At 71.2% G+C, this 20,971-nt stretch carries 20 protein-coding genes; 9 read left to right on the forward strand and 11 right to left on the reverse strand.

The window, feature by feature from the left end:
• Positions 1-53: 53 nt before the first annotated feature.
• Genes AB0C82_RS13935 through AB0C82_RS13945 form a run of 3 tightly spaced genes read right to left on the reverse strand, consistent with a single transcriptional unit; the run spans position 54 to position 3,563 of the window.
• On the reverse strand, positions 54-839 hold the full coding sequence (locus tag AB0C82_RS13935) for a 3-oxoacyl-ACP reductase (RefSeq protein ID WP_362840429.1): 786 nt from the start codon (positions 837-839) through the stop codon (positions 54-56).
• Positions 840-844: 5 nt separating this feature from the next.
• Positions 845-2,200, reverse strand: a complete 1,356-nt coding sequence (locus AB0C82_RS13940) for an aldehyde dehydrogenase family protein (RefSeq protein WP_362840431.1) — start codon at positions 2,198-2,200, stop codon at positions 845-847.
• Position 2,201: 1 nt separating this feature from the next.
• Positions 2,202-3,563, reverse strand: coding sequence for a glutamine synthetase family protein (locus tag AB0C82_RS13945; protein WP_362840434.1), 1,362 nt, complete (start codon positions 3,561-3,563; stop codon positions 2,202-2,204).
• Between the two features lie 74 nt (positions 3,564-3,637).
• Here AB0C82_RS13945 and AB0C82_RS13950 point away from each other — a divergent pair, with 74 nt between their 5' ends.
• Together AB0C82_RS13950 and AB0C82_RS13955 are read left to right on the forward strand one after the other, a co-directional pair.
• Positions 3,638-4,375 (forward strand): FCD domain-containing protein, encoded by a 738-nt coding sequence (locus AB0C82_RS13950; RefSeq protein ID WP_362840437.1) that lies wholly within the window; start codon positions 3,638-3,640, stop codon positions 4,373-4,375.
• A 102-nt stretch (positions 4,376-4,477) separates the two neighbouring features.
• On the forward strand, positions 4,478-5,266 hold the full coding sequence (locus AB0C82_RS13955; protein WP_362840439.1) for a gamma-glutamyl-gamma-aminobutyrate hydrolase family protein: 789 nt from the start codon (positions 4,478-4,480) through the stop codon (positions 5,264-5,266).
• A gap of 6 nt (positions 5,267-5,272) precedes the next feature.
• Here the strand turns inward: AB0C82_RS13955 and AB0C82_RS13960 are convergent, their stop codons facing one another.
• Positions 5,273-6,208, reverse strand: a complete 936-nt coding sequence (locus AB0C82_RS13960; RefSeq protein WP_362840442.1) for a LysR family transcriptional regulator — start codon at positions 6,206-6,208, stop codon at positions 5,273-5,275.
• 70 nt (positions 6,209-6,278) lie between these two features.
• Here AB0C82_RS13960 and AB0C82_RS13965 point away from each other — a divergent pair, with 70 nt between their 5' ends.
• On the forward strand, positions 6,279-7,433 hold the full coding sequence (locus AB0C82_RS13965; protein ID WP_362840445.1) for a TDT family transporter: 1,155 nt from the start codon (positions 6,279-6,281) through the stop codon (positions 7,431-7,433).
• Between the two features lie 18 nt (positions 7,434-7,451).
• Here AB0C82_RS13965 and AB0C82_RS13970 read toward each other — a convergent pair whose 3' ends face one another.
• The 3 genes from AB0C82_RS13970 to AB0C82_RS13980 all read right to left on the reverse strand — a co-directional run bounded on the left by AB0C82_RS13970 (position 7,452) and on the right by AB0C82_RS13980 (position 11,899).
• Positions 7,452-7,997: a helix-turn-helix domain-containing protein gene (locus AB0C82_RS13970; RefSeq protein WP_362840448.1), complete on the reverse strand. Its 546-nt coding sequence runs from the start codon at positions 7,995-7,997 to the stop codon at positions 7,452-7,454.
• Positions 7,998-8,184: 187 nt separating this feature from the next.
• On the reverse strand, positions 8,185-10,815 hold the full coding sequence (locus AB0C82_RS13975) for an ABC transporter permease/substrate binding protein (RefSeq protein ID WP_362840451.1): 2,631 nt from the start codon (positions 10,813-10,815) through the stop codon (positions 8,185-8,187).
• The gene (locus AB0C82_RS13980) at positions 10,808-11,899 is read right to left on the reverse strand and encodes a glycine betaine/L-proline ABC transporter ATP-binding protein (RefSeq protein WP_362840454.1); all 1,092 of its coding nucleotides are present in this window, start codon (positions 11,897-11,899) and stop codon (positions 10,808-10,810) included. Before AB0C82_RS13980 ends, AB0C82_RS13975 begins: the two co-directional genes overlap by 8 nt.
• 309 nt (positions 11,900-12,208) lie before the next feature.
• Between AB0C82_RS13980 and AB0C82_RS13985 the strand changes: the two genes are divergently transcribed.
• Complete coding sequence (locus AB0C82_RS13985) at positions 12,209-13,117, forward strand: 5'-3' exonuclease (protein ID WP_362840980.1); 909 nt, start codon at positions 12,209-12,211, stop codon at positions 13,115-13,117.
• A 47-nt stretch (positions 13,118-13,164) separates the two neighbouring features.
• Positions 13,165-14,007, forward strand: coding sequence for a siderophore-interacting protein (locus AB0C82_RS13990; RefSeq protein ID WP_362840457.1), 843 nt, complete (start codon positions 13,165-13,167; stop codon positions 14,005-14,007).
• Between the two features lie 47 nt (positions 14,008-14,054).
• On the opposite strand, the gene AB0C82_RS13995 is transcribed toward AB0C82_RS13990, so the two are convergent.
• Positions 14,055-14,735, reverse strand: coding sequence for a MerR family transcriptional regulator (locus AB0C82_RS13995; RefSeq protein WP_362840459.1), 681 nt, complete (start codon positions 14,733-14,735; stop codon positions 14,055-14,057).
• Positions 14,736-14,903: 168 nt separating this feature from the next.
• On the opposite strand from AB0C82_RS13995, the gene AB0C82_RS14000 reads away from it, so the two are divergent.
• The 4 genes from AB0C82_RS14000 (at position 14,904) to AB0C82_RS14015 (ending at position 17,796) form a co-directional block, all read left to right on the forward strand.
• Positions 14,904-15,848 (forward strand): hypothetical protein, encoded by a 945-nt coding sequence (locus AB0C82_RS14000; protein WP_362840983.1) that lies wholly within the window; start codon positions 14,904-14,906, stop codon positions 15,846-15,848.
• Positions 15,845-16,327: an ABA4-like family protein gene (locus AB0C82_RS14005; protein ID WP_362840461.1), complete on the forward strand. Its 483-nt coding sequence runs from the start codon at positions 15,845-15,847 to the stop codon at positions 16,325-16,327. Before AB0C82_RS14000 ends, AB0C82_RS14005 begins: the two co-directional genes overlap by 4 nt.
• A 132-nt stretch (positions 16,328-16,459) precedes the next feature.
• A complete protein-coding gene (locus tag AB0C82_RS14010; RefSeq protein ID WP_362840464.1) occupies positions 16,460-17,044 on the forward strand; it encodes a sigma-70 family RNA polymerase sigma factor in 585 nt (194 codons plus the stop codon).
• Positions 17,041-17,796 (forward strand): anti-sigma factor, encoded by a 756-nt coding sequence (locus tag AB0C82_RS14015; protein ID WP_362840466.1) that lies wholly within the window; start codon positions 17,041-17,043, stop codon positions 17,794-17,796. Before AB0C82_RS14010 ends, AB0C82_RS14015 begins: the two co-directional genes overlap by 4 nt.
• A gap of 282 nt (positions 17,797-18,078) precedes the next feature.
• On the opposite strand, the gene AB0C82_RS14020 is transcribed toward AB0C82_RS14015, so the two are convergent.
• From AB0C82_RS14020 to AB0C82_RS14030, 3 genes are all read right to left on the reverse strand, one after another.
• Entirely contained in the window at positions 18,079-18,882 is an 804-nt protein-coding gene (locus AB0C82_RS14020) for a DUF1295 domain-containing protein (RefSeq protein WP_362840468.1), read from the reverse strand.
• Entirely contained in the window at positions 18,879-20,168 is a 1,290-nt protein-coding gene (locus AB0C82_RS14025) for a class I SAM-dependent methyltransferase (RefSeq protein ID WP_362840986.1), read from the reverse strand. The genes AB0C82_RS14020 and AB0C82_RS14025 overlap by 4 nt, the downstream gene beginning before the upstream one ends.
• Positions 20,169-20,236: 68 nt before the next feature.
• Positions 20,237-20,959 carry a DUF1365 domain-containing protein gene (locus AB0C82_RS14030; protein WP_362840989.1) on the reverse strand — a complete coding sequence of 241 codons (723 nt, stop codon included), beginning with the start codon at positions 20,957-20,959 and terminating at the stop codon, positions 20,237-20,239.
• Between the last annotated feature and the right edge of the window lie 12 nt (positions 20,960-20,971).

The following is a 20,971-nucleotide window of genomic DNA, read 5'->3' on the forward strand; positions in this document are numbered from 1 at the left end:
CGGTCGGCCCCCCTGCGGGGGCCTTTCGAAGGACCTGACGGCCCGGGGACCGGTCAGGCCGGTGTCACGTAGGCGCCCGAGATTCCGCCGTCGACGAGGAAGTCCGTGGCGTTGACGAACGAGGAGTCGTCGCTCGCCAGGAAGGCGACGGCCGCCGCGATCTCGGTCGCCTCGGCGAACCGGCCGACGGGGATGTGGACGAGTCGGCGTGCGGCCCGCTCCGGGTCCGCGGCGAACAGCTCCTGGAGCAGCGGGGTGTTCACCGGGCCCGGGCACAGTGCGTTGACCCGGATCCCTTCGCGGGCGAACTGCACGCCCAGCTCGCGCGACATGGCGAGGACGCCGCCCTTGGACGCGGTGTACGAGATCTGGCTGGTCGCAGCCCCCATCCGGGCCACGAACGAAGCGGTGTTGATGATCGAGCCCCGGCCCTGGCGGCGCATGTAGGGGAGGGCGGCCTTGCAGCAGAGGTAGACGGAGGTGAGGTTGACGTCCTGGACGCGCTTCCATGCCTCCAGGCCCGTGGTGAGGATGGAGTCGTCCTCGGGCGGGGAGATGCCCGCGTTGTTGAAGGCGATGTCCACGGAGCCGTAGGTGTCGTACGCGGCCGCGAAGAGCGCATCGACCTCTTCGGGATCGGTGACGTCGACGCGTACGAACAGGCCGCCGACCTCGTCGGCGGCGGCCTTGCCCGCCGTTTCGTCGATGTCGCCGCAGACAACGTGCGCTCCCTCGGAGGCCAGCCTGCGGGCCGTCGCGCGGCCGATGCCGCTGCCGGCACCGGTGATGACGGCGGTGCGGCCGACCAGACGGCGGCACTGGGGGGTGGTGTCGGTCATGGGGTTCAGGCCTCCGTGTTGATGAAGACGTTCTTGGTTTCGGTGAATGCCGTCAGGGCGTCGGGGCCCAGTTCGCGGCCCAGACCGGACTTCCCGTAGCCGCCGAAGGGGGTCGAGTAGCGCACGCTGGAGTGCGAGTTGACCGAGAGGTTGCCCGCGCGCACGCCCTTCGAGACCCGCAGCGCGCGGCCGACGTCGCGGGTCCAGATCGAGCCGGACAGGCCGTACTCGGTGGCGTTCGCGAGACGGACCGCGTGGTCCTCGTCGTCGAAGGGGAGGACCACGGCGACCGGTCCGAAGATCTCCTCGGTCGCGGCGGGCGAGTCCGGGGCGGCGTCCGTGAGGACGGTCGGCGGGAACCAGAAGCCGGGGCCGGCGGGCGCGCTGCCCCGGACCGCCGCCGCGTTCTCGGGGACGTGGGACCGTACGCGTTCCAGCTGCGCCCTGGAGATGAGCGGGCCCATCTGGGTCTTCTCGTCCGCCGGGTCGCCGACCACGACCGACTCGACGGCCGGGGTGAGCAGGGCCAGGAACCGGTCGTACGCCTCGCGCTGGACGAGGATGCGGGTGCGGGCGCAGCAGTCCTGGCCCGCGTTGTCGAGGAAGGACATGGGTGCGGCGGCGGCCGCCGCTTCCAGGTCGGCGTCGGCGAAGACGATGTTAGGGCTCTTGCCGCCCAGTTCCAGGGTGACCCGCTTCACCTGGGTCGCGCAGCTCGCCATGATCTGCCTGCCGACACGGCCGGAGCCGGTGAACACGATCTTGGCGATGCCGGGGTGCTCGACCAGGGCGGCGCCCGTGATGTCACCCGCACCGGGGAGCACCTGGAAGAGGTGCTCGGGGAGGCCGGCCTCCAGGGCGAGGCCGGCCAGTCGCAGAGCGGTGAGCGGGGTGGTCTCGGCGGGCTTGAGGATGACGGCGTTGCCGGCTGCGAGTGCGGGGGCCGTGCCCCACGCGGCGATCGGCATCGGGAAGTTCCAGGGGGCGATCACGCCGATGACGCCGAGCGGTTCGAGGAACGTGATGTCGAGGCCGCCCGCGACCGGGATCTGACGGCCGGTGAGGCGCTCCACTCCCCCGGCCGCGTAGTCGAGCAGGTCGCGGACGTTGCCCGCCTCCCAGCGGGCGTTGCCGAGGGTGTGTCCGGCCTCGCGGACCTCCAGCGCGGCCAGCTCCTCGACGTGTTCGTCGACGACGGTGGCGAACCGGCGCAGCAGCCGGGCCCGGTCGGCGGGGGCGGCGGCCGCCCATCCGTGCTGGGCACGACGGGCCCGTACGACCGCAGCGTCGACCTCGGCGCGGCTGGTCGCGGGGACGGTGGCGATGACCTCTTCGGTCGCCGGGTTGAGGATCTGGTGCACGCTAGAGCCTTTCGAACGACCTGCGGAGTTCCCAGTCGGTGACGGCGGCGTCGAAGGCTTCCAGTTCGACGCGGGCCATGTTGCGGTAGTGGTCGACGACCTCGTCGCCGAAGGCCGTCCGGGCCACTTCGCCGTGCTCCCAGAGTTCCGCGGCTTCGCGCAGGGTGGTGGGGACGTGTGCGTAGTCGCCCGTGTACGCGTTGCCGTCGCAGGCGTCGGGGAGTTCGAGTTTCCGCTCGATGCCGTGGAGTCCGGCGGCGACCAGTCCGGCCACGGCGAGGTACGGGTTGACGTCGCCGCCGGGCAGCCGGTTCTCGAAACGCATCGAAGGGCCGTGTCCGACGACGCGCAGGGAGCAGGTGCGGTTGTCGTGACCCCAGGCGACGGCGGTCGGGGCGAAGGAGCCCGGCTGGAAGCGCTTGTACGAGTTGATGTTCGGTGCGTAGAGGAGAGAGAACTCGCGCAGGGCGGCGAGCTGCCCGGCGAGGAAGTGGCGCATGAGCGGCGACATGGCCCCGTCCTCCCCCGCCATGACGCTCCGGCCTTCGGCGTCCTGGAGGGAGAGGTGGATGTGGCAGGAGTTGCCCTCACGCTCGTTGAACTTCGCCATGAAGGTGAGCGCGACGCCTTCCTGCGCGGCGATCTCCTTGGATCCGGTCTTGTAGACGGCGTGCTGGTCGCAGGTGACCAGGGCCTCGTCGTAGCGGAAGACGATCTCGTGCTGCCCGGGGTTGCATTCGCCCTTGGCGGACTCGACGGTCAGGCCCGCGGCCGTCATGTCGTTGCGGATGCGGCGCAGGAGGGGTTCGATGCGGCCGGTGCCGAGGACGGAGTAGTCGACGTTGTACTGGTTGACCGGTGTGAGGTCGCGGTAGTTGCGGTCCCAGGCCTGCTCGTAGGTGTCCTTGAAGACGATGAACTCGAGCTCGGTGCCGACGTGGGCGGTGAGGCCGTGTCCGGCGAGGCGCTCCAGCTGACGGCGGAGGATCTGGCGGGGTGCGGCGACGACGGGCGAGCCGTCCTCCCAGGCGAGGTCGGCCATGACCATGGCCGTGCCCTCGTTCCAGGGGATTCTGCGCAGCGTGCCGAGGTCGGGGCGCAGGACGAAGTCGCCGTACCCGTTGTCCCAGGAGGACATGGCGAATCCGTCGACGGTGTTCATGTCGGTGTCGACGGCCAGCAGGTAGTTGCAGCCCTCGGTGCCGTGCTCCAGGACCTCTTCCAGGAAGAACGTGGCGGCGAACCGTTTGCCCTGAAGCCGTCCCTGCATGTCGGGGAAGGCGAGGACGACGGTGTCGATCTCTCCGCCCGCGACGAGGACGCGCAGTTCCTCGGTCCCGAGCGGGGGTGTTCGGTCTGCCACGGGATGCTCCTCCTTGGGCCAGCCGGAAGGCTTAAGGTATGGGAATGAACCATTGATGGGAAGGGGATCGGGACGTGGCCGAGCAAACCGGCGGAATCGGATCCGTCGACCGGCTGACATCGGTGCTGCGACCGGTCCGCGCGGGCAACGGCTTCGAGGAGGCACTGGAGCAGATCCTCCAGGTGGTCAGGCTCGGTCTCGTGCCCGGCGGAGAGCGGCTTCCCGCGGAGCGCGAGCTGGCCGAACTCCTCGGGATCAGCCGCGTGACGCTGCGCGAGGTGCTGAAGGTGCTCCAGGAGCAGGGGCTGCTGGAGAGCCGGCGCGGACGGTACGGAGGCACGTTCGTGCTGCCCCGGACCGGCGCGGCGGGCGAGGGCGAGCTGCGCCGCCGGGTCGCGGCCGTCGACATCGAGGACGTCCTGCGCTTCCGCGAGGTCCTGGAGTCCGGGGCGGCCGGCCTGTGCGCCACACGCGGGCTCGACGACGAGGGCAGCGAACGGCTGCGCAGGGCTCTGACGGCGACACACGAAGCACCTCTGCCCGACTACCGAAGACACGACACCCTGCTGCACCTGACACTTGCCGAACTGTCCGGGTCGCCCTCGCTCACCGCGCAGTACGCCGCGGTCCGTGCGACCGTGAACGACCTGCTGGACTGCATACCCGTGCTCGTCCGCAACCTCGAACACGCGCAGCATCAGCACACGGCGCTCGTCGAAGCCGTACTCGACAGGGACGAGGAGGCCGCACGTGCCGTGATGCGCGAACACTGCGCGGGCACCGCGGCGCTGCTCCGGGGATTTCTGACCTGACGGCGACGACGTCTTGCGTCACGCCACCCACCGCGCAAAGGTGTGCGGCAACACCATTGGACCGGGCCGGCCGGGCAGCCGGCGGGCCGGAGGGAACGCACCATGCCCGAACCTCTCATCGGCCTCACGACCTATCTGGAGCCCGTCGCCCGCTGGGGTGTGTGGGAGCTTCCCGCCGCTCTCCTGCCCCTCGGCTATCCGCGGCTGGTCCAGGACTGCGGCGCCCTGGCCGCGCTGCTGCCCCCGGACGCTCCGGAGAGGGCGGCGGCGGCGGTGGCCCGGCTGGACGGCCTGCTCGTGGCGGGCGGCGCGGACGTGGACCCCGGACTTTACGGCGCGGAGCGGGACGTCAGGACAGGACCCGCCGCGACCGAACGCGACGCCTGGGAAACGGCCCTGCTGCGTGCGGCTCTGGAGTCGGGCATCCCGGTGCTCGGGATCTGCCGCGGGATGCAGCTGCTGAACGTGGTGCTGGGCGGCACCCTGGTCCAGCACGTCGACGGACACGCGGGGCCGCCCGGGACGGCCGGAGTGCTCGGCGAGCACACGGTGAGGCCGGTGCCCGGTACCCGGTACGCGTCGATCGCGCCCGAGGAGTGCGCGGTGCCCACCTACCACCATCAGGCGGTGGACCGGCCGGCTCCGGGCCTCGTCGTCTCGGCCCACGCGGCCGACGGCACGGTCGAGGCGGTCGAGGTCCCCGGCGACCCGTGGGTCCTCGGGGTGCAGTGGCATCCGGAGATGGGCACGGACCAGCGGGTGATGCGCGCCCTGGTGGCGGCATGCACGGCCCGTACGGCCGGGAATCGGCCTCCGGCTCCCACTCCGGCTCCGGCTGCCGCCGCCGCTCCGGCCCACGCCACCGCGCACGCACGCGGCGCCCTCCGCTGAGACGGTCTACGGCTCCCGGCCCGTCAGCGACAGCAGATCGCGGGCCGGGCCGGTGGGACGGTGGCCGGTGGGCCAGACCGCGCGGAGCTGGCGCCGGAGCCGTACCCCCGCGATGGGGATCTTGACGAGGCGGCGGGCCGACAGTTCCTCGCCGAGCGCGAGTTCGCTCAGGACACAGGGTCCCGCGCCGCTCTCCGCCGCGCCCTTCACCGCCGTGGTGGACGAGAGTTCCAGGAGCGGCTGCGCCAGACCGCCGTGTACGGCGAGTGCGGCGTCCAGGACCTGGCGGGTGCCGGAGCCGTACTCACGCAGGATGAGCGGGGTCGCGGCCAGTTCCGCGGGGGTCAGGGGGGTGCGCCGGCGGGCCCACGCATGGCTGGGGGCGACCACGACGACGAGCCTGTCGTGGGCGATGACCGTGCCGTCGAGCCCCTCCGGTATCGAGAGGCCCTCCACGAACCCCAGATCGGCCTCGCCGGCGAGCAGGCGCCGCGCGACCGCAGCCGAGTTCCCAGCGAGCAGCGACACCGCCGTGTCCGGCCGTTCGGCGCGCAGCGCGATCAGCCAGCCGGGCAGCAGGTACTCGGCGATCGTCATGCTGGCGGCGACCCGCAGCCGGGAGTCGCGCCGGTCGCGCAGCGCCTGTGCGCCCACGTCGAACGCCTCGGCCGCTTCCACGATCCTGCGGGCCCAGTCCGTGACGAGCGCTCCGGCGTCGGTCAGCCGGGAGCCGCGGGGCGAGCGGTCCAGGAGTGCGACACCGAGCTGTCGCTCCATCGAGCGCACGCGGCTGGACGCGGCGGGCTGGGTGATGCCGACGTCCCGGGCCGCCCGGCCGAGGCTGCCGTGCCGGGCGACGGCGAGAAGCAGCTCCAGCGCTCCGAGGTCGGGGACCCGGTGGGACAGGGGCGCGGGCCGTGACTCGTGCTGATCGCTGGACATAAAGGCAGCTTATGACCTCATAGGGCAGGCCTCCCTGGTGGGGGACCCCGCACGTCACGAGAATCGTGCCATGGCCATCTATCTGCGGACCCAGACAAGCGCCGGTGCGTACCGCCCGGCCGCCCTGCGGCTTCCGGCGCTGCGGTACGTCGGACCCAACTGGTACGCGACGGTCATGGGGACCGCGATCGTGGCGAGTGCGGGCGTGGCCCTGCCCGGCGACCCCGGCTGGCTGCGGGCGGCCTGCACCGTCGTGTGGGCGCTCTCCGCCGTCCTGCTCGCCGTCGTCCTCGCGGCCCGCGCCGGCCACTGGCTGCTCCACCGCGACCAGGCACGCGCCCACCTCCTGGACCCCGCGGTCGCCCCGTTCTACGGCTGCCTCTCCATGGCGCTGCTCGCGGTCGGCGGGGCCACGATGGTGGTCGGCGGGGATGTGATCGGGCACGAGGCCGCGGTCGCCGTGGACGCGGTGCTGTTCGTCCTCGGCACGGTGACCGGGCTCGCCATGGCGGTCGTGGTCCCGTACCTGATGGTCGTACGCCACCGCCCGGCGCCCGGCACGGCCTCGCCGGTCTGGCTGCTGCCGCTGGTGGCGCCCATGGTCTCCGCCGCGCTCGGTCCGCTGCTGGTGCCCGAACTGCCCGCCGGGCAGTGGCGGGAGGCGCTGCTGCTTGCCTGCTACGCGATGTTCGGGGTGTCGCTGCTGGCGACGCTGGTGGTGCTGCCGCTGGTCTTCGGCCGGCTGGTGCACCACGGGCCGCTGCCCCTGGCCCTGACGCCCACGCTCTTCCTCGTGCTCGGGCCGCTGGGGCAGTCGACGACCGCCGTGAATCAGCTGGCCGACGTGGCCCCGGGGGCGGTCGGTGCGCCGTACGCCTCCGCGTTCGCCGCGTTCGCGGTGCTCTACGGGGTGCCGGTGATGGGGTTCGCGCTGCTGTGGCTGGCGCTGGCGGGAGCCATGGTCGTACGGGCGGTGCGGGGCGGGATGACGTTCACGATGACCTGGTGGGGTTTCACCTTCCCCGTCGGTACGTGTGTCACCGGCGCCGCCGGGCTGGCCCGGCACACGGGGCTCACGGCCTTCACCTGGCTGGCCGTCACGCTGTACGTGTTCCTCGTGGCGGCCTGGGCGGTGGCCGCCACGCGGACGCTGCGGGGGCTGGCCGGCGGAACGTTGTTGGCGGCGCCGCGGGCGCCGCTGCCGGTGACGGTCCCCGCCGCCTGACCGGCCGGCCCCGACGCCTCAGCGCCGGGCGTCGAAGGTGGCGTCGATGTGTTCCGCCACCGCGACGACCAGCAGCCGGGTGCCGGGGACGGTCGCGCGCCAGCGGTGCCGTACGCCGCCGGAGAGGAACAGCGTGTCGCCGCGGTCCAGCCTGTACGCCTGGCCCTCGGCCTCCACCTCGGCGGCGCCCTCCACCACGTACATCACCTCGTCGTTGCGGTGCTGGAACTCCTGTCCGAGATCCACCTCGCCGGTGAACTCCAGGGCGCTGAGCTGATGTCGGCCCCGCACCACTCGGCGTACCCCGTCGCCCTCCCCCGCCCGCACCACGTCGACGGCGCGCGCCGAGTCGGCGGCGGCCCTCAGCCGGGCCGTCGTCGTCTCCAGGGCTTCCGCGACGCGGTCCAGGGACTTGGCGCTCGGTCTGGCCCGTTCGTTCTCGATCTGGCTGAGGAAGGGCACGGACAGCCCGCTGCGCACGGCGACCGCGGACAGGGTGAGCCCGAGGCTCCTGCGCCGTCGTCGGATCGCGGCACCTACCCGCGGTGTGTCCTTGTCGTCCATGTCCGGCTCCCTCCCGCCTGGCCATCCTCGCGGCTGCGAGCACCCTACGCATGTCGTTCGCCGTACGGCGCCGAAGCGAATGGTGCGAAACCTACCGGGGAGTGACCGGGAGCACACCGAAAGGGACGGTCCCGGTGCGATCCCGGGGCCGTCCCTTTCGGTGTGCTGCGGTGTACTACGGGGTGAATCAGCCGCCGACGGGCGCCATCTCGTCGATCACGTCCGGGTTGGCATCCATCCAGCGACGGGCGGATTCCTTCTCCTCGCCCGCGCCGCCCTTCTGGATCTCCACCTCGAGCGAGGCCAGCTGCGCCTCACTGAGCTTGAACTCCTTGAGCCAGCCGGTCAGCTCGGGAAAGTCCTTGGGGAAGTCCTTCTTGGCGACGGTGTGGATCTGCTCGCCCTCGCCCCAGGCACCCTTCGGGTCCTTGAGCTTCTTCAGGTCGTGCTTGCCGTAGGCCCAGTGCGGCGACCACAGGGTCACCACGACGGGCTCCTTCTTCTTGATCGACCGGTTGAGCTCGGCCAGCATCGAGGAGGTGCTTGAGGAGACGACCTCGTACTCACCCTCCAGGCCGTACTCCTTGAGGACCTTCTCGTTCAGCGTGCCCATCATCCCGGCGCTCGACTCGATGCCGATGATCTTGCCGTTGAACTTCTTGCCCTGACCCTTGAGGTCGTCGAGCGAGTCGATGCCCTTGACGTACGAGGGAACGCTCAGCTCCAGCGAGGTCGGCCCGTACCAGGAACCGAGATCGGTGAGGTCGTTCTTGTAGCGGTCCCAGTAGTCCTTGTGCGTGGTGGGCAGCCAGGAGTCGAACTGGACGTCCATCTGGCCCTGGGCGAGACCGGTGTACAGCGGGCCGGGGTCGAGCTGCTTGACCGTCGTGCTGTACCCGCGGTCCTCCAGCACGTTCTGCCACAGGTACGTGCTGGCGATGGCCTCGTCCCAGGGGAAGTACCCCAGGTTGACGGTCTTGCCCGCGTCCTTGCCCTGCGCCGTGCCGCCGGCACCGGCCGGCAGCGGGGCCAGCTTGTCGACGAGGCCAGGGTTCTTCTTCAGCCAGGCGCGGACGCCCTCCTGCTCCTCGCCCTGACCGGCCGCCTGGATCTCGTTCTCCAGGCCGGTGAGCTGCTCCTCGGTGAGCTTGAACTTCTTCAGCCAGTCGGCGACCGGGGGAGCCTTCTTGGCGAAGCCCTTGTGCGCGACGGTGTGGACGTCCTCGCCCTTGCCCCAGGCGCCCTTCGGGTCCTTGAGCTTCTTCAGGTCGTGCTTGCCGTAGGCCCAGTGCGGCGACCACAGGGTCACCACGACGGGCTCCTTCTTCTTGATGGAGGCGTTCAGCTCGGCCAGCATCGAGGAGGTGCTGGAGGAGACGACCTCGTACTCACCCTGAAGGCCGTACTCCTTGAGGACCTTCTCGTTCAGCGTGCCCATCATCCCGGCACTGGCCTCGATGCCGATGATCTTGCCGTTGAACTTCTTGCCCTGACCCTTGAGGTCGTCGAGCGAGTCGATGCCCTTGACGTACGAGGGAACCGTCAGCTCCAGCGAGGTCGGCCCGTACCAGGAACCGAGGTCGTCCAGCTTGTCGCTGTACTTGTCCCAGTAGTCCTTGTGCGTGGTCGGCAGCCAGGAGTCCGTCTGGAAGTCGATGTCCCCGCGTGCGACGCCGGAGTAGAGCGGACCGGCGTCGAGCTGCTTGATACCGGTCGTGTAGCCGCGCTGCTCCAGGAGTTCCTTCCAGAGGAAGGTGGAGGCGATGCCCTCGTCCCAGGGGATGTAACCCAGGTTGATCTTCTGGCCCTGGCCGACGTCCGTACCGTCGGCCTGCGCGGTACCGCCCTTGTCGCCGCCCGTGAGGTTCAGGCCGCCCGCGATCAGCGCCAGGACGACCACGCCGACCATCGCGACCGCGGTGCCGGGCTTGTAGTGCGTGAACTTCAGGCGGCGCGCACCGGCGGCGGCCTTGGCCGCGGCGCGGCGGCCGAGCGGGGAGACGCGCTCGTTGAGCGCCCCGGTCATCCGGTCCAGGTACATGGCGAGGATGACGACGGCGATACCGCTCTCGGCGGCCAGGCCGACCTGGAGCTGGGTGATCGCGGCGTAGACCTTCTCGCCGAGACCGCCGGCTCCGGCCATGCCGCCGATGACGACCATCGACAGCGCCAGCATGATGACCTGGTTGATGCCGGCCATGATCGTCGGCAGCGCGAGCGGCAGCTGCACCCGGGTCAGGGTGTCCTTGGGCGTGGTGCCGAACGCCTCGGCGGCCTCGACCAGTTCGCCGTCCACCTGACGGATGCCGAGCTCGGTCATGCGTACGCCGGGCGGCATCGCGAACACGATGGTGGCGATGACGCCGGGGGTGACGCCGACGCCGAAGAACATGACGCCGGGGATCAGGTAGACGAAGGCCGGCATCGTCTGCATGACGTCGAGCACCGGCCGCAGCGTGGCGCTGACCTTGTTGTTGCGGGCGGCCCAGATGCCCAGGGGCACCGCGATCACGATGGTGATGACCGCCGCCACGACGACCAGCGACAGGGTCGCCATCGCCTCGTCCCAGAGGGCGAGGGAGTCGATCAGGGCGAAGCCCACGAAGGTGAGCGCGGCCGGGACCACACCGCGCAGCCAGAAGGCCAGGACGGCGAAGATGCCGGCCATCAGCAGCGGTTCACCGCCGCCGAGCACGGCGTCGACGCCGTCGTACATGCCGCCGAGCACGGCCTTGATGGCGTCGAAGATCCAGGTGAGGTTCGACTGGAGCCAGTCGACCGCGCTCTCGACCCATTCGCCGAAGGTGAACCTAGGCACCGGCGGTCACCTTCTCGACGTCTCGCGGAGCGGGGAGCACCGTCTCGATCTGCGGTTCCTCGCCCAGGGCGGCGAGGAGCCGGTCGCGGGGTACGACGCCGATGACGTCGCCCTCCGCGTCGGTCACGGCGACCGCGACACCACTGGTGGAGCAGGGGGTGAAGAGCTCGGCGATCGGCGTCTCGGCGGACACCGTCGCGGGTGCTCCGGCCAGCAGTTCCGCGTCGGAGCGGCCCTTCTCGGGCTGCTCCATGATCGACCCCGCGGTGAGCACACGCGAGCGGTCGACGTCCTGGATGAACGAGGCGACGTAGTCGTTGGCCGGGCGGACGAGGATGTCCTCGGCGGTGCCCTGCTGGACGATCTTCCCGTCACGCATGACGGCGATACGGTCGCCGAGGCGCATGGCCTCGTTGAGGTCGTGGGTGATGAAGACGATGGTCTTCTTCAGCCGCTTCTGCAGTTCGAGGAGCTGGCTCTGCATGTCGCGGCGGATCAGCGGGTCCAGTGCGCTGAAGGACTCGTCCATCAGCAGCAGGTCCGCGTCCGTGGCGAGCGCGCGGGCCAGGCCGACGCGCTGCTGCATTCCGCCGGACAGCTCGTCGGGCCAGGACTTCTCCCAGCCGGCGAGGCCGGTCATCTCCAGCGCCTCGGCGGCACGCTTCTCACGCTCGGCGCGCGGCACACCCTGCACTTCGAGGCCGTACGCGGCGTTCTCCAGGACACTCCTGTGCGGGAAGAGCGCGAAGTGCTGGAACACCATGCTGATCTTCGTGGAGCGGACCTTGCGCAGCTCCCGGGGGCTCAGCGCCGTCAGGTCCTGGCCGTCGAACAGCACGCGTCCTGCCGTGGGGTCGAGCAGTCCGTTGAGCATCCGCAGCAAGGTGGACTTGCCGGAGCCGGACAGCCCCATCACGACGAATATCTGACCCGGTTCCACGGTGAACGATGCGTCGATCACCGCTGCGGTCGTTCCGTCCGCGCGCAGCTCGTCGCGGTCGGTGCCGCTTTCGAGTTCGAGCACGGCTTGATCGGGTCGTCTGCCGAACACCTTGTACAGGTGCTCAGCTTGCAGCCTTGACACATACACCTCACGCGTTGAACCGAAAACGGTCTGCCACCCCCGCCGGCAGACCGTGGAGCGGTGCGGATTCGGTCCGCACTGCACGCGCATCGGTTGGCCATGCGACGTGGTCCGCTCCGGTGGCCCGCCTGCCCTCACTTACGTAACCCAAACACGAGAGTGACCCAGTTCACTTTTCATCCCGGCGTACGGCGCGGCCGCGCGGCCTCGACCCGGGGAGGCCCTCGCCGCGGTTCGGCGGGCCCTGCGGTGGCGTGCGGCATCCGTGTCAGTGGCGTGCGGCATCATCGGGGTGTGACGCGACGCCTGATGCTCCTCGACACCGCTTCCCTCTACTACCGCGCCTATTTCGGCGTCCCGGACTCGGTGCGCGCACCGGACGGCACGCCGGTCAACGCCGTGCGGGGACTGCTCGACTTCATCGGACGACTGGTGCAGGACCACCGTCCGGACGATCTCGTCGCCTGCATGGACGCCGACTGGCGGCCCCACTGGCGCGTCGAGCTGATCCCCACCTACAAGGCACACCGGGTGGCGGTGGAGACGCCCGCGGGCACGGCCGACGAGGAGGACACCCCCGACACGCTGGCCCCGCAGGTCCCGATCATCGAGGACGTCCTGGACGCTCTGGGGATCGCCCGGGTGGGCGTCTCGCCGTACGAGGCGGACGACGTGATCGGCACGCTCACGGGCCTGGCGACCGGTCCCGTGGACATCGTCACAGGCGACCGTGACCTCTATCAGCTGGTCGACGACGCCCGCGAGGTGCGGGTGCTCTACCCACTGAAGGGCGTCGGCTCGCTCCAGGTCACCGACGAGGCGTGGCTGCGCGAGAAGTACGGGGTGGACGGCTCCGGGTACGTCGACCTGGCCCTGCTGCGAGGCGACCCGAGCGACGGCCTGCCGGGCGTTCCCGGCATCGGCGAGAAGACGGCGGCGAAGCTGCTGGACGCGTTCGGGGACCTGGCCGGGATCATGGCGGCGGTCGACGACCCCGCCGCCCGGCTGACCCCCTCGCAGCGCAAGCGCCTGTACGAGGCACGCGACTACGTGGCGGTCGCACCGAAGGTCGTCCGGGTCGCCGCCGACGTGCCCCTGCCCCCCTTCGATCCCGCGCTGCCCCGCGAGCCGCGCGATCCGGCGGCCCTGGAAGCGCTGGCGGAGCAGTGGGGCCTGGGCGGCGCCCTGATGCGGCTGCTCTCCACACTCCGGAGCTGAGGTGCTAACTTAGGTAACCCTAAGCATCTCGAACCAGGGAGACCCTCGTGGCAGAACGTCCGGCACGCCAGGCACCCAAGGCTCAGGGGGCCGAGGTACTGCGCACCGAGCAGATCACCCCGCACATGGTGCGGGTGGTGCTCGGCGGTGACGGTCTCGCCGACTTCGCCCTCTCCGGGTTCACCGATCACTACATCAAGCTGTGCTTCGCACCCGAGGGCGCGGAGTACGCCCATCCCTTCGACATGGCGTCGATCCGCGAGGAGTGCCCCCGCGAGCTGTGGCCGACCACCCGCACCTACACGGTGCGCGCGTGGGACCCGGTCGCCCGGGAGATGACGGTCGACTTCGTGGTGCACGGCGACGAGGGCCTGGCGGGTCCGTGGGCGATGCGCGCGACCCCGGGTGACCAGGTGACGTTCCTGGGCCCCGGCGGGGGGTACGGCCCCGACCCGTCGGCCGACTGGCACCTGCTGGCCGGCGACGAGAGCGCCCTTCCGGCGATCGCCGCGACGCTGGAGCAGATGCCCGCGGGCGCTGTGGTCCACGCGTACGTCGAGGTACCGGACGCCTCGGAGGAGCAGAAGGTCGTCACGCCCGACGGCGTGGCCATCACCTGGCTGCACCGCGGTGACCGACCGGTCGGCGAGGCCCTGACGGCAGCTGTGAAGGACCTGGACTTCCCCGCCGGCGACGTACAGGCGTTCGTACACGGTGAGGCCGGGTTCGTGAAGGAGATCCGCCGCCACCTGCGCCTCGAACGGCAGATCCCGCTCTCCCAGCTGTCGATCTCCGGGTACTGGCGCGCGGGGCAGAGCGACGACGCCTGGCGCGCGGTCAAGCGCGAGTGGAACGAGCAGGTGGAACGCGAGCAGGAGAGCGCCGCGTAACACGAACGCGCTGAACCCCGGTCACCGTCGTGGACGCCGACCGGGGTTCAGGCGTTTCCGGGAGCGGCCGGCTCCCCCATGGCGCCGGCCGCCCCCTCCTCGCCCTCCCCGTAGACCCGCGCCGACGCGTCCACGTGCGCGAGCCGCCGCAGCGCGCCGAACATCGCCTCTCCCAGCACAGTGCCGACGACCACGCTCTCCACCAGTTCCTCCCGCGCCACCATCCGCCCCACGTAGTCCAGGTCCGCCCGGGCCACCGGTTCGGCGGCGGCCGCGTAGGCGTCGAGCAACCCGACGAATCCCCCGTGCCCGGCCCGTCGCAGCGCGACCAGCACCGCGGCCAGGGTCTCGCCCGCGGGGCAGTCCGCGTCGGCCTTCCAGCCGCGCCGCGCGAGGAGCTCCGCCACGTCCTCGCGGGCGTCCTCCAGTTCGGGCCCGGCCTCACCGCCCTCCAGCGGCGCGATCCAGTCCGTCGCGGCACCCAGCATCTTGTGCACCGGCTGCTCGGGGTCGCCGATCGAGCGGATGACCTCCCCGATCGACGCGAGCGAGAGCCCGCCGACTTCGAGCAGGGCCCGGATCAGCTTGAGCCTGCGCTCGTGCCCGGAGTCGTACGTCGCCTGGTTCGGGCTGGTCAACTGCCCGGCGGGCATGAGCCCTTCTCGTACGTAGAACTTGATCGTCGGTACCGGAACTCCCGACCTGCGACTCAACTCACCGATGCGCAACGCGTGTTCACCCTTCCGCCCTTGCCAATCACGGAACCCATGATAGATAGTTCCACTACCGGATAGCAGACAGTTCCACTATCCATAATGACTCTTGATCCATACGGGGGTACTCCTATGACGTCCTGGCGTTCCTGGCACCGTCCCTTAGTCCTCTTCGCCGCGGCGATGGCCGTCACGGCGCTCGTCGCCGGCATCGGGATCCTGGTCGACGACCGGGTCCTCGTGGGTGCGCCCATCTGGGCCAAGCCCTTCAAGTTCGCCGTCTCGTTCGTGGCGTACGCGCTCTCGCTCGCCTGGATGCTGACCCTGCTCACACGCGGCCGACGCGTCGGCTGGTGGGCCGGGACCGTCGTGGCGGTGGCGAGCCTGATCGAGATGGTGATCATCGTCGCGCAGGTGATCCGCGGGAGGCGCAGCCACTTCAACGCCGCCACCCCGCTCGACTCGAACCTCTACAACGCGATGGGCGCCACCATCGTCATCCTCTGGGCAGGCACCCTCGTCATCGCGGTCCTGCTGACGCGTGCCCGGATCGCGGACCGCGCCTCGGCCTGGGTGATCCGCGCGGGCATCGCCATCGCCCTGGCCGGAGCCGGCCTCGGCTTCCTGATGACGCAGCCGACCGCCGGGCAGCGGGCCGCGGGCGGTCTCGACACCGCCGACGTGGTCGGCGCCCACGCCGTCGGCGTGCCGGACGGCGGCCCTTCGATGCCCCTCACCGGCTGGTCGACGACCGGCGGCGACCTGCGCGTCCCGCACTTCGTGGGGATGCACGCACTCCAACTGCTCCCGCTGCTCCTCCTGGTGCTGGTCGCGCTCGGGTCTCGCCTTCCCCGGCTTGCCGACCCACGGACCCGGCTGCGTCTGGTGCTCGTGGCCTCCGGTGCGTACGCGGCCGCCGTCGCCCTGCTCACCTGGCAGGCCCTGCGGGGACAGCCGCTGATCCACCCGGACGGAGCGACACTCGCCACCGCCGCCCTGATCCTGGCCGCCACCGCCTGCGGGGTGTACGCCGCGCTGCGCCCGGCCCCCGCACGCCCCGGCAGCCATTCCCGCACCCCCGCCGACAGCGATTCCCACACCTCCGCAGAAAAGGAGCACACGGCATGACCGGCGCACTCTTCGAAATCGCGTTCCTGCTCGCCGCGCCCTTCTGGCTGCTCATGATCCTCGCGCCGCGCTGGCAGTCCACCGCGCGCATCGCCGCATCCCCGCTCACGGTCCTGCCGGTGCTGGCCGTCTACCTCGTCATGGCGGTGCCCGTCTTCCCCGAACTGTGGACCGCGGTGCGCAGCCCCGACCTCGACACGTTCCGCGATCTGACGGCACTGGCCAACGGAGCGGGCGCGGTCTGGGCGCAGGTCATCGCCTGGGATCTGCTGCTGGGCCAGTGGATGTATCTGGAAGGGCGCCGGCTGGCGCTCTCGCCGCTGGTGATGGGGCCTCTGCTCGTGCTGACGGTTCTGCTCTCGCCGTTCGGGCTCCTGATCTTCCTGGCCCTGCGCGCGGCGAGGATCCGGGCGGGAAGGAGGAGCCGCGCGGACGAACCGCTTCCCGCTGCCACCGCGTCCGACGTACCCGGCGTCTGAACACGCCTCCGGCGTAGGCGTGCCCGGGGATTTCCCGGAGGGTGGAAGAATTTCCGCGGACCGACCAATCCGTGCGGGCGACGGCTCCGAATCACACCAGGGAACCGATGCGCCGACCTGGAGGAAGCCCGCGTGAAAGAAGCCGTCCACATCAGCGGAGCCCCCTCCGCGGGGCCCGATCTCCAGGAGCTCCTGGTGAGGGTCGCCCGGGGTGATCAGCAGGCCTTCGCCTCCGTGTACGACGCGGTCTGCGGACCCGTGCTCGGCCTGGTGCGCAGTGTCCTGCGGGACCCGGCACAGTCCGAGGAGGTGGCGCAGGAAGTGCTGGTGGAGGTGTGGCGCACGGCGCCCCGCTTCCAGCCGGCCCGCGGCAGCGCCATGAACTGGGTGCTCACCCTGGCCCACCGCAGAGCGGTGGACCGGGTCCGTTCGGTGGAGGCCGCGGCGGCCCGCGAGCACAAGGCCGCCCTCCTGGACCGCAGACCCGACTTCGACGAGGTGTCGGAACAGGTCGAGACGCGGCTCGAACGCGAACAGGTACGCCGCTGCCTGCGGACCCTCTCCGAACTGCAACGCCAGTCAGTGACCCTGGCGTACTACCAGGGTCACACCTACCGCGAGGTGGCGGAGCTGTTGTCCGTGCCCCTCGGGACCATCAAGACACGGCTCCGTGACGGACTGATCCGACTGCGCGACTGCCTGGGGGTGAACGCATGAGCACGGCCGACCTGCACACGCTGACCGGGGCCTACGCCCTGCACGCGCTGCCCGAAGACGAACGTGGTGAGTTCGAACGGCATCTGGAGGCGTGCGAAGCGTGCTCCCAGGAGGTACGGGAGTTCACCGCGACCGCCGCCCGGCTCGGTCTCGCGGTGTCCCGTACACCGCCGGCGGCACTGCGCGACCGTGTGCTGCGCGAGGTCGCGACGGTACGTCAGGAGCCGCCGCCCCACGGGCGGCTCGACCGGGCCGCCGGAGCCGGTGACGGGGCCCGGCGGCGGACCACCAGCTATCTGCTCGCCGCCTGTGTCGCCGCCGCTGCCGCGCTCGGAGGGGTCGCGGTGTGGCAGAACCAGGTGGCCCAGGACGCACGGGAGGAGGCCGGCCGGGCTGAGCGGCAGAACGCACAGATGGCGGAGGTCATCGCGGCGCCGGACGCGAAGACCAGCTCGGGAACGCTGAAGGGCGGCGCGCGCGGCACCGTCGTCGTCTCGCAGAGCGCGGACCGGGCGGTGTTCCTGGCCTCGGGGATGGAACGGCCCCCGGCCGGCAAGGTCTACCAGCTGTGGTTCGACGAGGGCGGAACCATGCGTTCCGCCGGTCTGATGAACCCGTCCGCGACGGACGGCGCCGTGCTGATGGAGGGACCGGTCGGCGAGGCCTCCGGAATGGGCATCACCGTCGAACCCTCCGGCGGCTCCGAGCAGCCGACCTCCGCGCCACTGGCGCTGATGACCCTGCCGGCCTGAGCGAGCGGCCGAGGGACGGACGGGCGGCAGCCGGTCGCGAACGGCCGGGCGGGAAGGCGGGCTGGCTGGCTGGCTGGCGCGAACGGGCAGGCGGGAAGGACCCGGTGGCGCACGGCGCCACCGGGTCCTTCGCGTGCGGAGCACCGGCTACGGCGGGAGGTGGGCCTGTCCCCGGCCGACGCCGGGCGAGGCCGGTCCGCCGGGTGCCGGGCCGGGCGGGTTGTAACCCACCGGGTGCCGGGCCGGGCGGGTGCTGGCCCGCCCGGTGCCTGGACCGTCTGCTCAGTCGCGGCGCGGTGGCCGAGGGAAGAACCCGCTGGTCCTCGCCCGGTACGCCGCGTATCCCGGCCGCTCGGCCATGTGCCGCTCCAGGAGTGCCTTGCCGCTGCCCTTGATCAGCAGCAAGCTCATCACCACGGGCGCCACGATCGTCACAGCCGACACGGCAGGTTCCTCGCAGACGAAGAGGAACAGGCCCCACCAGACGCAGAAGTCGCCGAAGTAGTTCGGGTGCCTGGTCCACGCCCACAGTCCGCGGTCCATGATCTGCCCGCGGTGGGCAGGGTCGGCCCTGAACCGCGCCAGTTGCCGGTCCCCGACCGCCTCGAAGCAGAGGCCGACCGCCCACAGCGCCGTACCCGCCCAGGCCCACCAGGTCAGCGGCCCCGAGACGTACTGCGCCGCCTGGACGGGCAGGGAGACCAGCAGCACCAGCGCCCCCTGGAGGAGGTACACCTTCCAGAAGGCGTACAGGGCCGTGCTCCCGCGCGCCTTGGCGAGCATCGCCGCGTAACGCGGGTCCTCCCCGTGCCCACGCCCGCGCAGGGCGATGTGGACGGCCAGCCGAAGCCCCCAGACCACGGTCAGGGTGGTCACCAGGAGACGGCGGCCGTCGTCCCCGTACTCCGAGGACAGGGCGTACGAGACCAGCGCGACGGCGGCGAACGCGACGCCCCACGCCACGTCAACGATGCGGTGCACCCCCTTGCGCAGGGCGATCGCGAACGTGACGAGCATGACGCCGAACGCGGCGCCCGCGCCTGCACCGGTCCCCCGCGCGAACGCCACCCAGTCGAAGGCGTTCACCGGCCGGGCCCCGAGGTGACGGCCGAGGAGCCGCCCGCGCGCCGGGCGCTGTCGTCACTCCCGGCGCCGTGGGTCAGCAGTATGTGCTGCACGTCGAGATAGCCAGACCGGAATCCGGCCTCCGAATAGGCGAGATAGAAGGTCCACATCCGGCGGAACGTGGCGTCGAAACCGAGCGCCTCGATCTCCTCGGCCCGTGCGGTGAAGCGTTCCCGCCAGAGCCGCAGGGTCTCCGCGTAGTGCGTTCCGAAACGGGTGACCTGCTCGGTGAGCAGCCCCGTGTGGGTGCCGGCCGCCCGTTCCAACGCGTCGGCGGAGGGCACCAGACCGCCGGGGAAGATGTACTTCTGGATCCAGGTGTACGTGCCCCGGGCGGCGCGCAGGCGCTCGTCCCGCATGGTGATGGCCTGGAGCGCGATCCGGCCGCCGGGGGCGAGCCGCTGCTCCAGCGTCCTGAAGTAAGCCGGCCAGTACTCCTCGCCGACGGCTTCGATCATCTCGACGCTGACGATCGCGTCGTACTCCCCGGTGACCTGCCGGTAGTCGAGCAGGCGGATCTCGACCCGCTCCGAGAGGCCGGCCTCGTCGACCCGGGCCCTGGCGAGTGCCTGCTGCTCCTGCGAGAGCGTGACGGTGACGACCCGGGCGCCCCGCTCCGCGGCCCGGATGGCCAGCTCGCCCCAGCCGGTGCCGATTTCGAGGAGACGGGTGTGGGGCCCCACGCCCGCCATGTCCAGCAGCCGGTCGATCTTGCGGTGCTGGGCTGCGGGGAGGAGGTCCTGCTCGGCGGGGAAACCGCGGAAGACGGCCGCGGAGTACGTCAGCGTCTCGTCGAGGAAGGTCGCGAAGAGGTCGTTCGAGAGATCGTAGTGGTGGCTGATGTTGTCCCGGGCACCGTCGGGGGTGTTCGCCTGCTCCGGGGGCCGCCGAAGTGCCCACAGCCCTCGCAGGCGTTGCAGCGGCCGGGGGACGAGTTCTGTGGCGTGAGCGGCGAGGACGGTCAGGACGCCGACCAGGTCGGGCGAGTCCCACTCCCCCGCCATGTAGGACTCGCCGAAGCCGATGAGTCCCTCCGCTCCTATCCGCCGGAAGAACGCGCCGGGTTCGCGGATCTCCATCAGCGGTCCGCCGAGGCCCACGCTCTCACCGCCGGCGAGCCGGGCCCGCAGCGGCAGCCGCGAAAGCGCCCGGCGCACGAGGCGTTCGGCGACCGCGGTACAAACCCGGGATGCCTCGGGCAGGGTGACGACACCCGGCCAGCGCACGGGATCGGGGCCCTCGGTCACGTACGGCGCGGGGCGGGCGGGAGCGGGGAGCGGGGATGGGTGCGTCTCCGAGGGGGAGGGGTGCGTCTTCACTGCATGCCTTTCTGGGCGTGGTGACGGGGGCGGGGCTGCACGGGGGTTCGGCGCAGGTACAACCGGACGCCGTGCAGCCGGATCGCGGCGGAGACCGCCAGGGTGGACAACGGGTGACGCACCGCGAGCCGGAGCAGCGAGGCCGCGGTCGCCGGGAGCCTGGATCCGCGGACGGTGGAGGTGAACGGGCGTGCACCGTGCCGTTCCAGATGGATCGTCAGGTCGAGCCGCGGGCCCGGTTCGGGCAGCCTCATCCGGTATCCGCCGTCGACCGGGAAGAACGGCGACACGTACAACTCCTTGACGGCCTCCGCCCGCCCGTCCGCGTCAGGGCGCAGCAGGTAGCAGTGGCGTTCGCCGTACGTGTTGTGCACCTCGGCGACGACGCAGAGCGGGGTGCCGTCGCTCCGGCGGCACCAGTAGACGGTCAGTGGGTTGAAGACGTGGCCGAGGACCCGGGCGTGGGTGAGCATGGTGACGGTGCCGTCGGCGAGTTCGATGCCTCGCGTGGCGAGGAAGCGTTCGAGCCCGGCCCTGATGGTGGGGGCGCTGCCGCCGAAGTGGTCGCGGGCGTCGAAGCGGGCCAACGGGCGCAGGACGGCGGGCAGGCGGGGTGGCCTGTCCGGGTCGATGAGCCACAGGTAGGTGCGGTGGCGGAGCGCGTAGCGGCTGGGCGTGGTGCGTACGTGGGCGATCGTGCAGGGGTAGACGGAGTTCACGTGCGCCCTTCT

Origin of the sequence: Streptomyces sp. NPDC048560, assembly GCF_040650955.1 — a bacterium.
In the GTDB taxonomy this organism is placed as follows: Bacteria; Actinomycetota; Actinomycetes; order Streptomycetales; family Streptomycetaceae; genus Streptomyces.

Coding starts and splice junctions, on each gene's coding strand:
- AB0C82_RS13935 (WP_362840429.1), bottom strand. CDS start 839: ATGACCGACACCACCCCCCAGTGCCGCCGTCTGGTCGGCCGCACCGCC.
- AB0C82_RS13955 (WP_362840439.1), top strand. CDS start 4,478: ATGCCCGAACCTCTCATCGGCCTCACGACCTATCTGGAGCCCGTCGCC.
- AB0C82_RS13960 (WP_362840442.1), bottom strand. CDS start 6,208: ATGTCCAGCGATCAGCACGAGTCACGGCCCGCGCCCCTGTCCCACCGG.
- AB0C82_RS13965 (WP_362840445.1), top strand. CDS start 6,279: ATGGCCATCTATCTGCGGACCCAGACAAGCGCCGGTGCGTACCGCCCG.
- AB0C82_RS13970 (WP_362840448.1), bottom strand. CDS start 7,997: ATGGACGACAAGGACACACCGCGGGTAGGTGCCGCGATCCGACGACGG.
- AB0C82_RS13985 (WP_362840980.1), top strand. CDS start 12,209: ATGCTCCTCGACACCGCTTCCCTCTACTACCGCGCCTATTTCGGCGTC.
- AB0C82_RS14000 (WP_362840983.1), top strand. CDS start 14,904: ATGGCCGTCACGGCGCTCGTCGCCGGCATCGGGATCCTGGTCGACGAC.
- AB0C82_RS14005 (WP_362840461.1), top strand. CDS start 15,845: ATGACCGGCGCACTCTTCGAAATCGCGTTCCTGCTCGCCGCGCCCTTC.
- AB0C82_RS14015 (WP_362840466.1), top strand. CDS start 17,041: ATGAGCACGGCCGACCTGCACACGCTGACCGGGGCCTACGCCCTGCAC.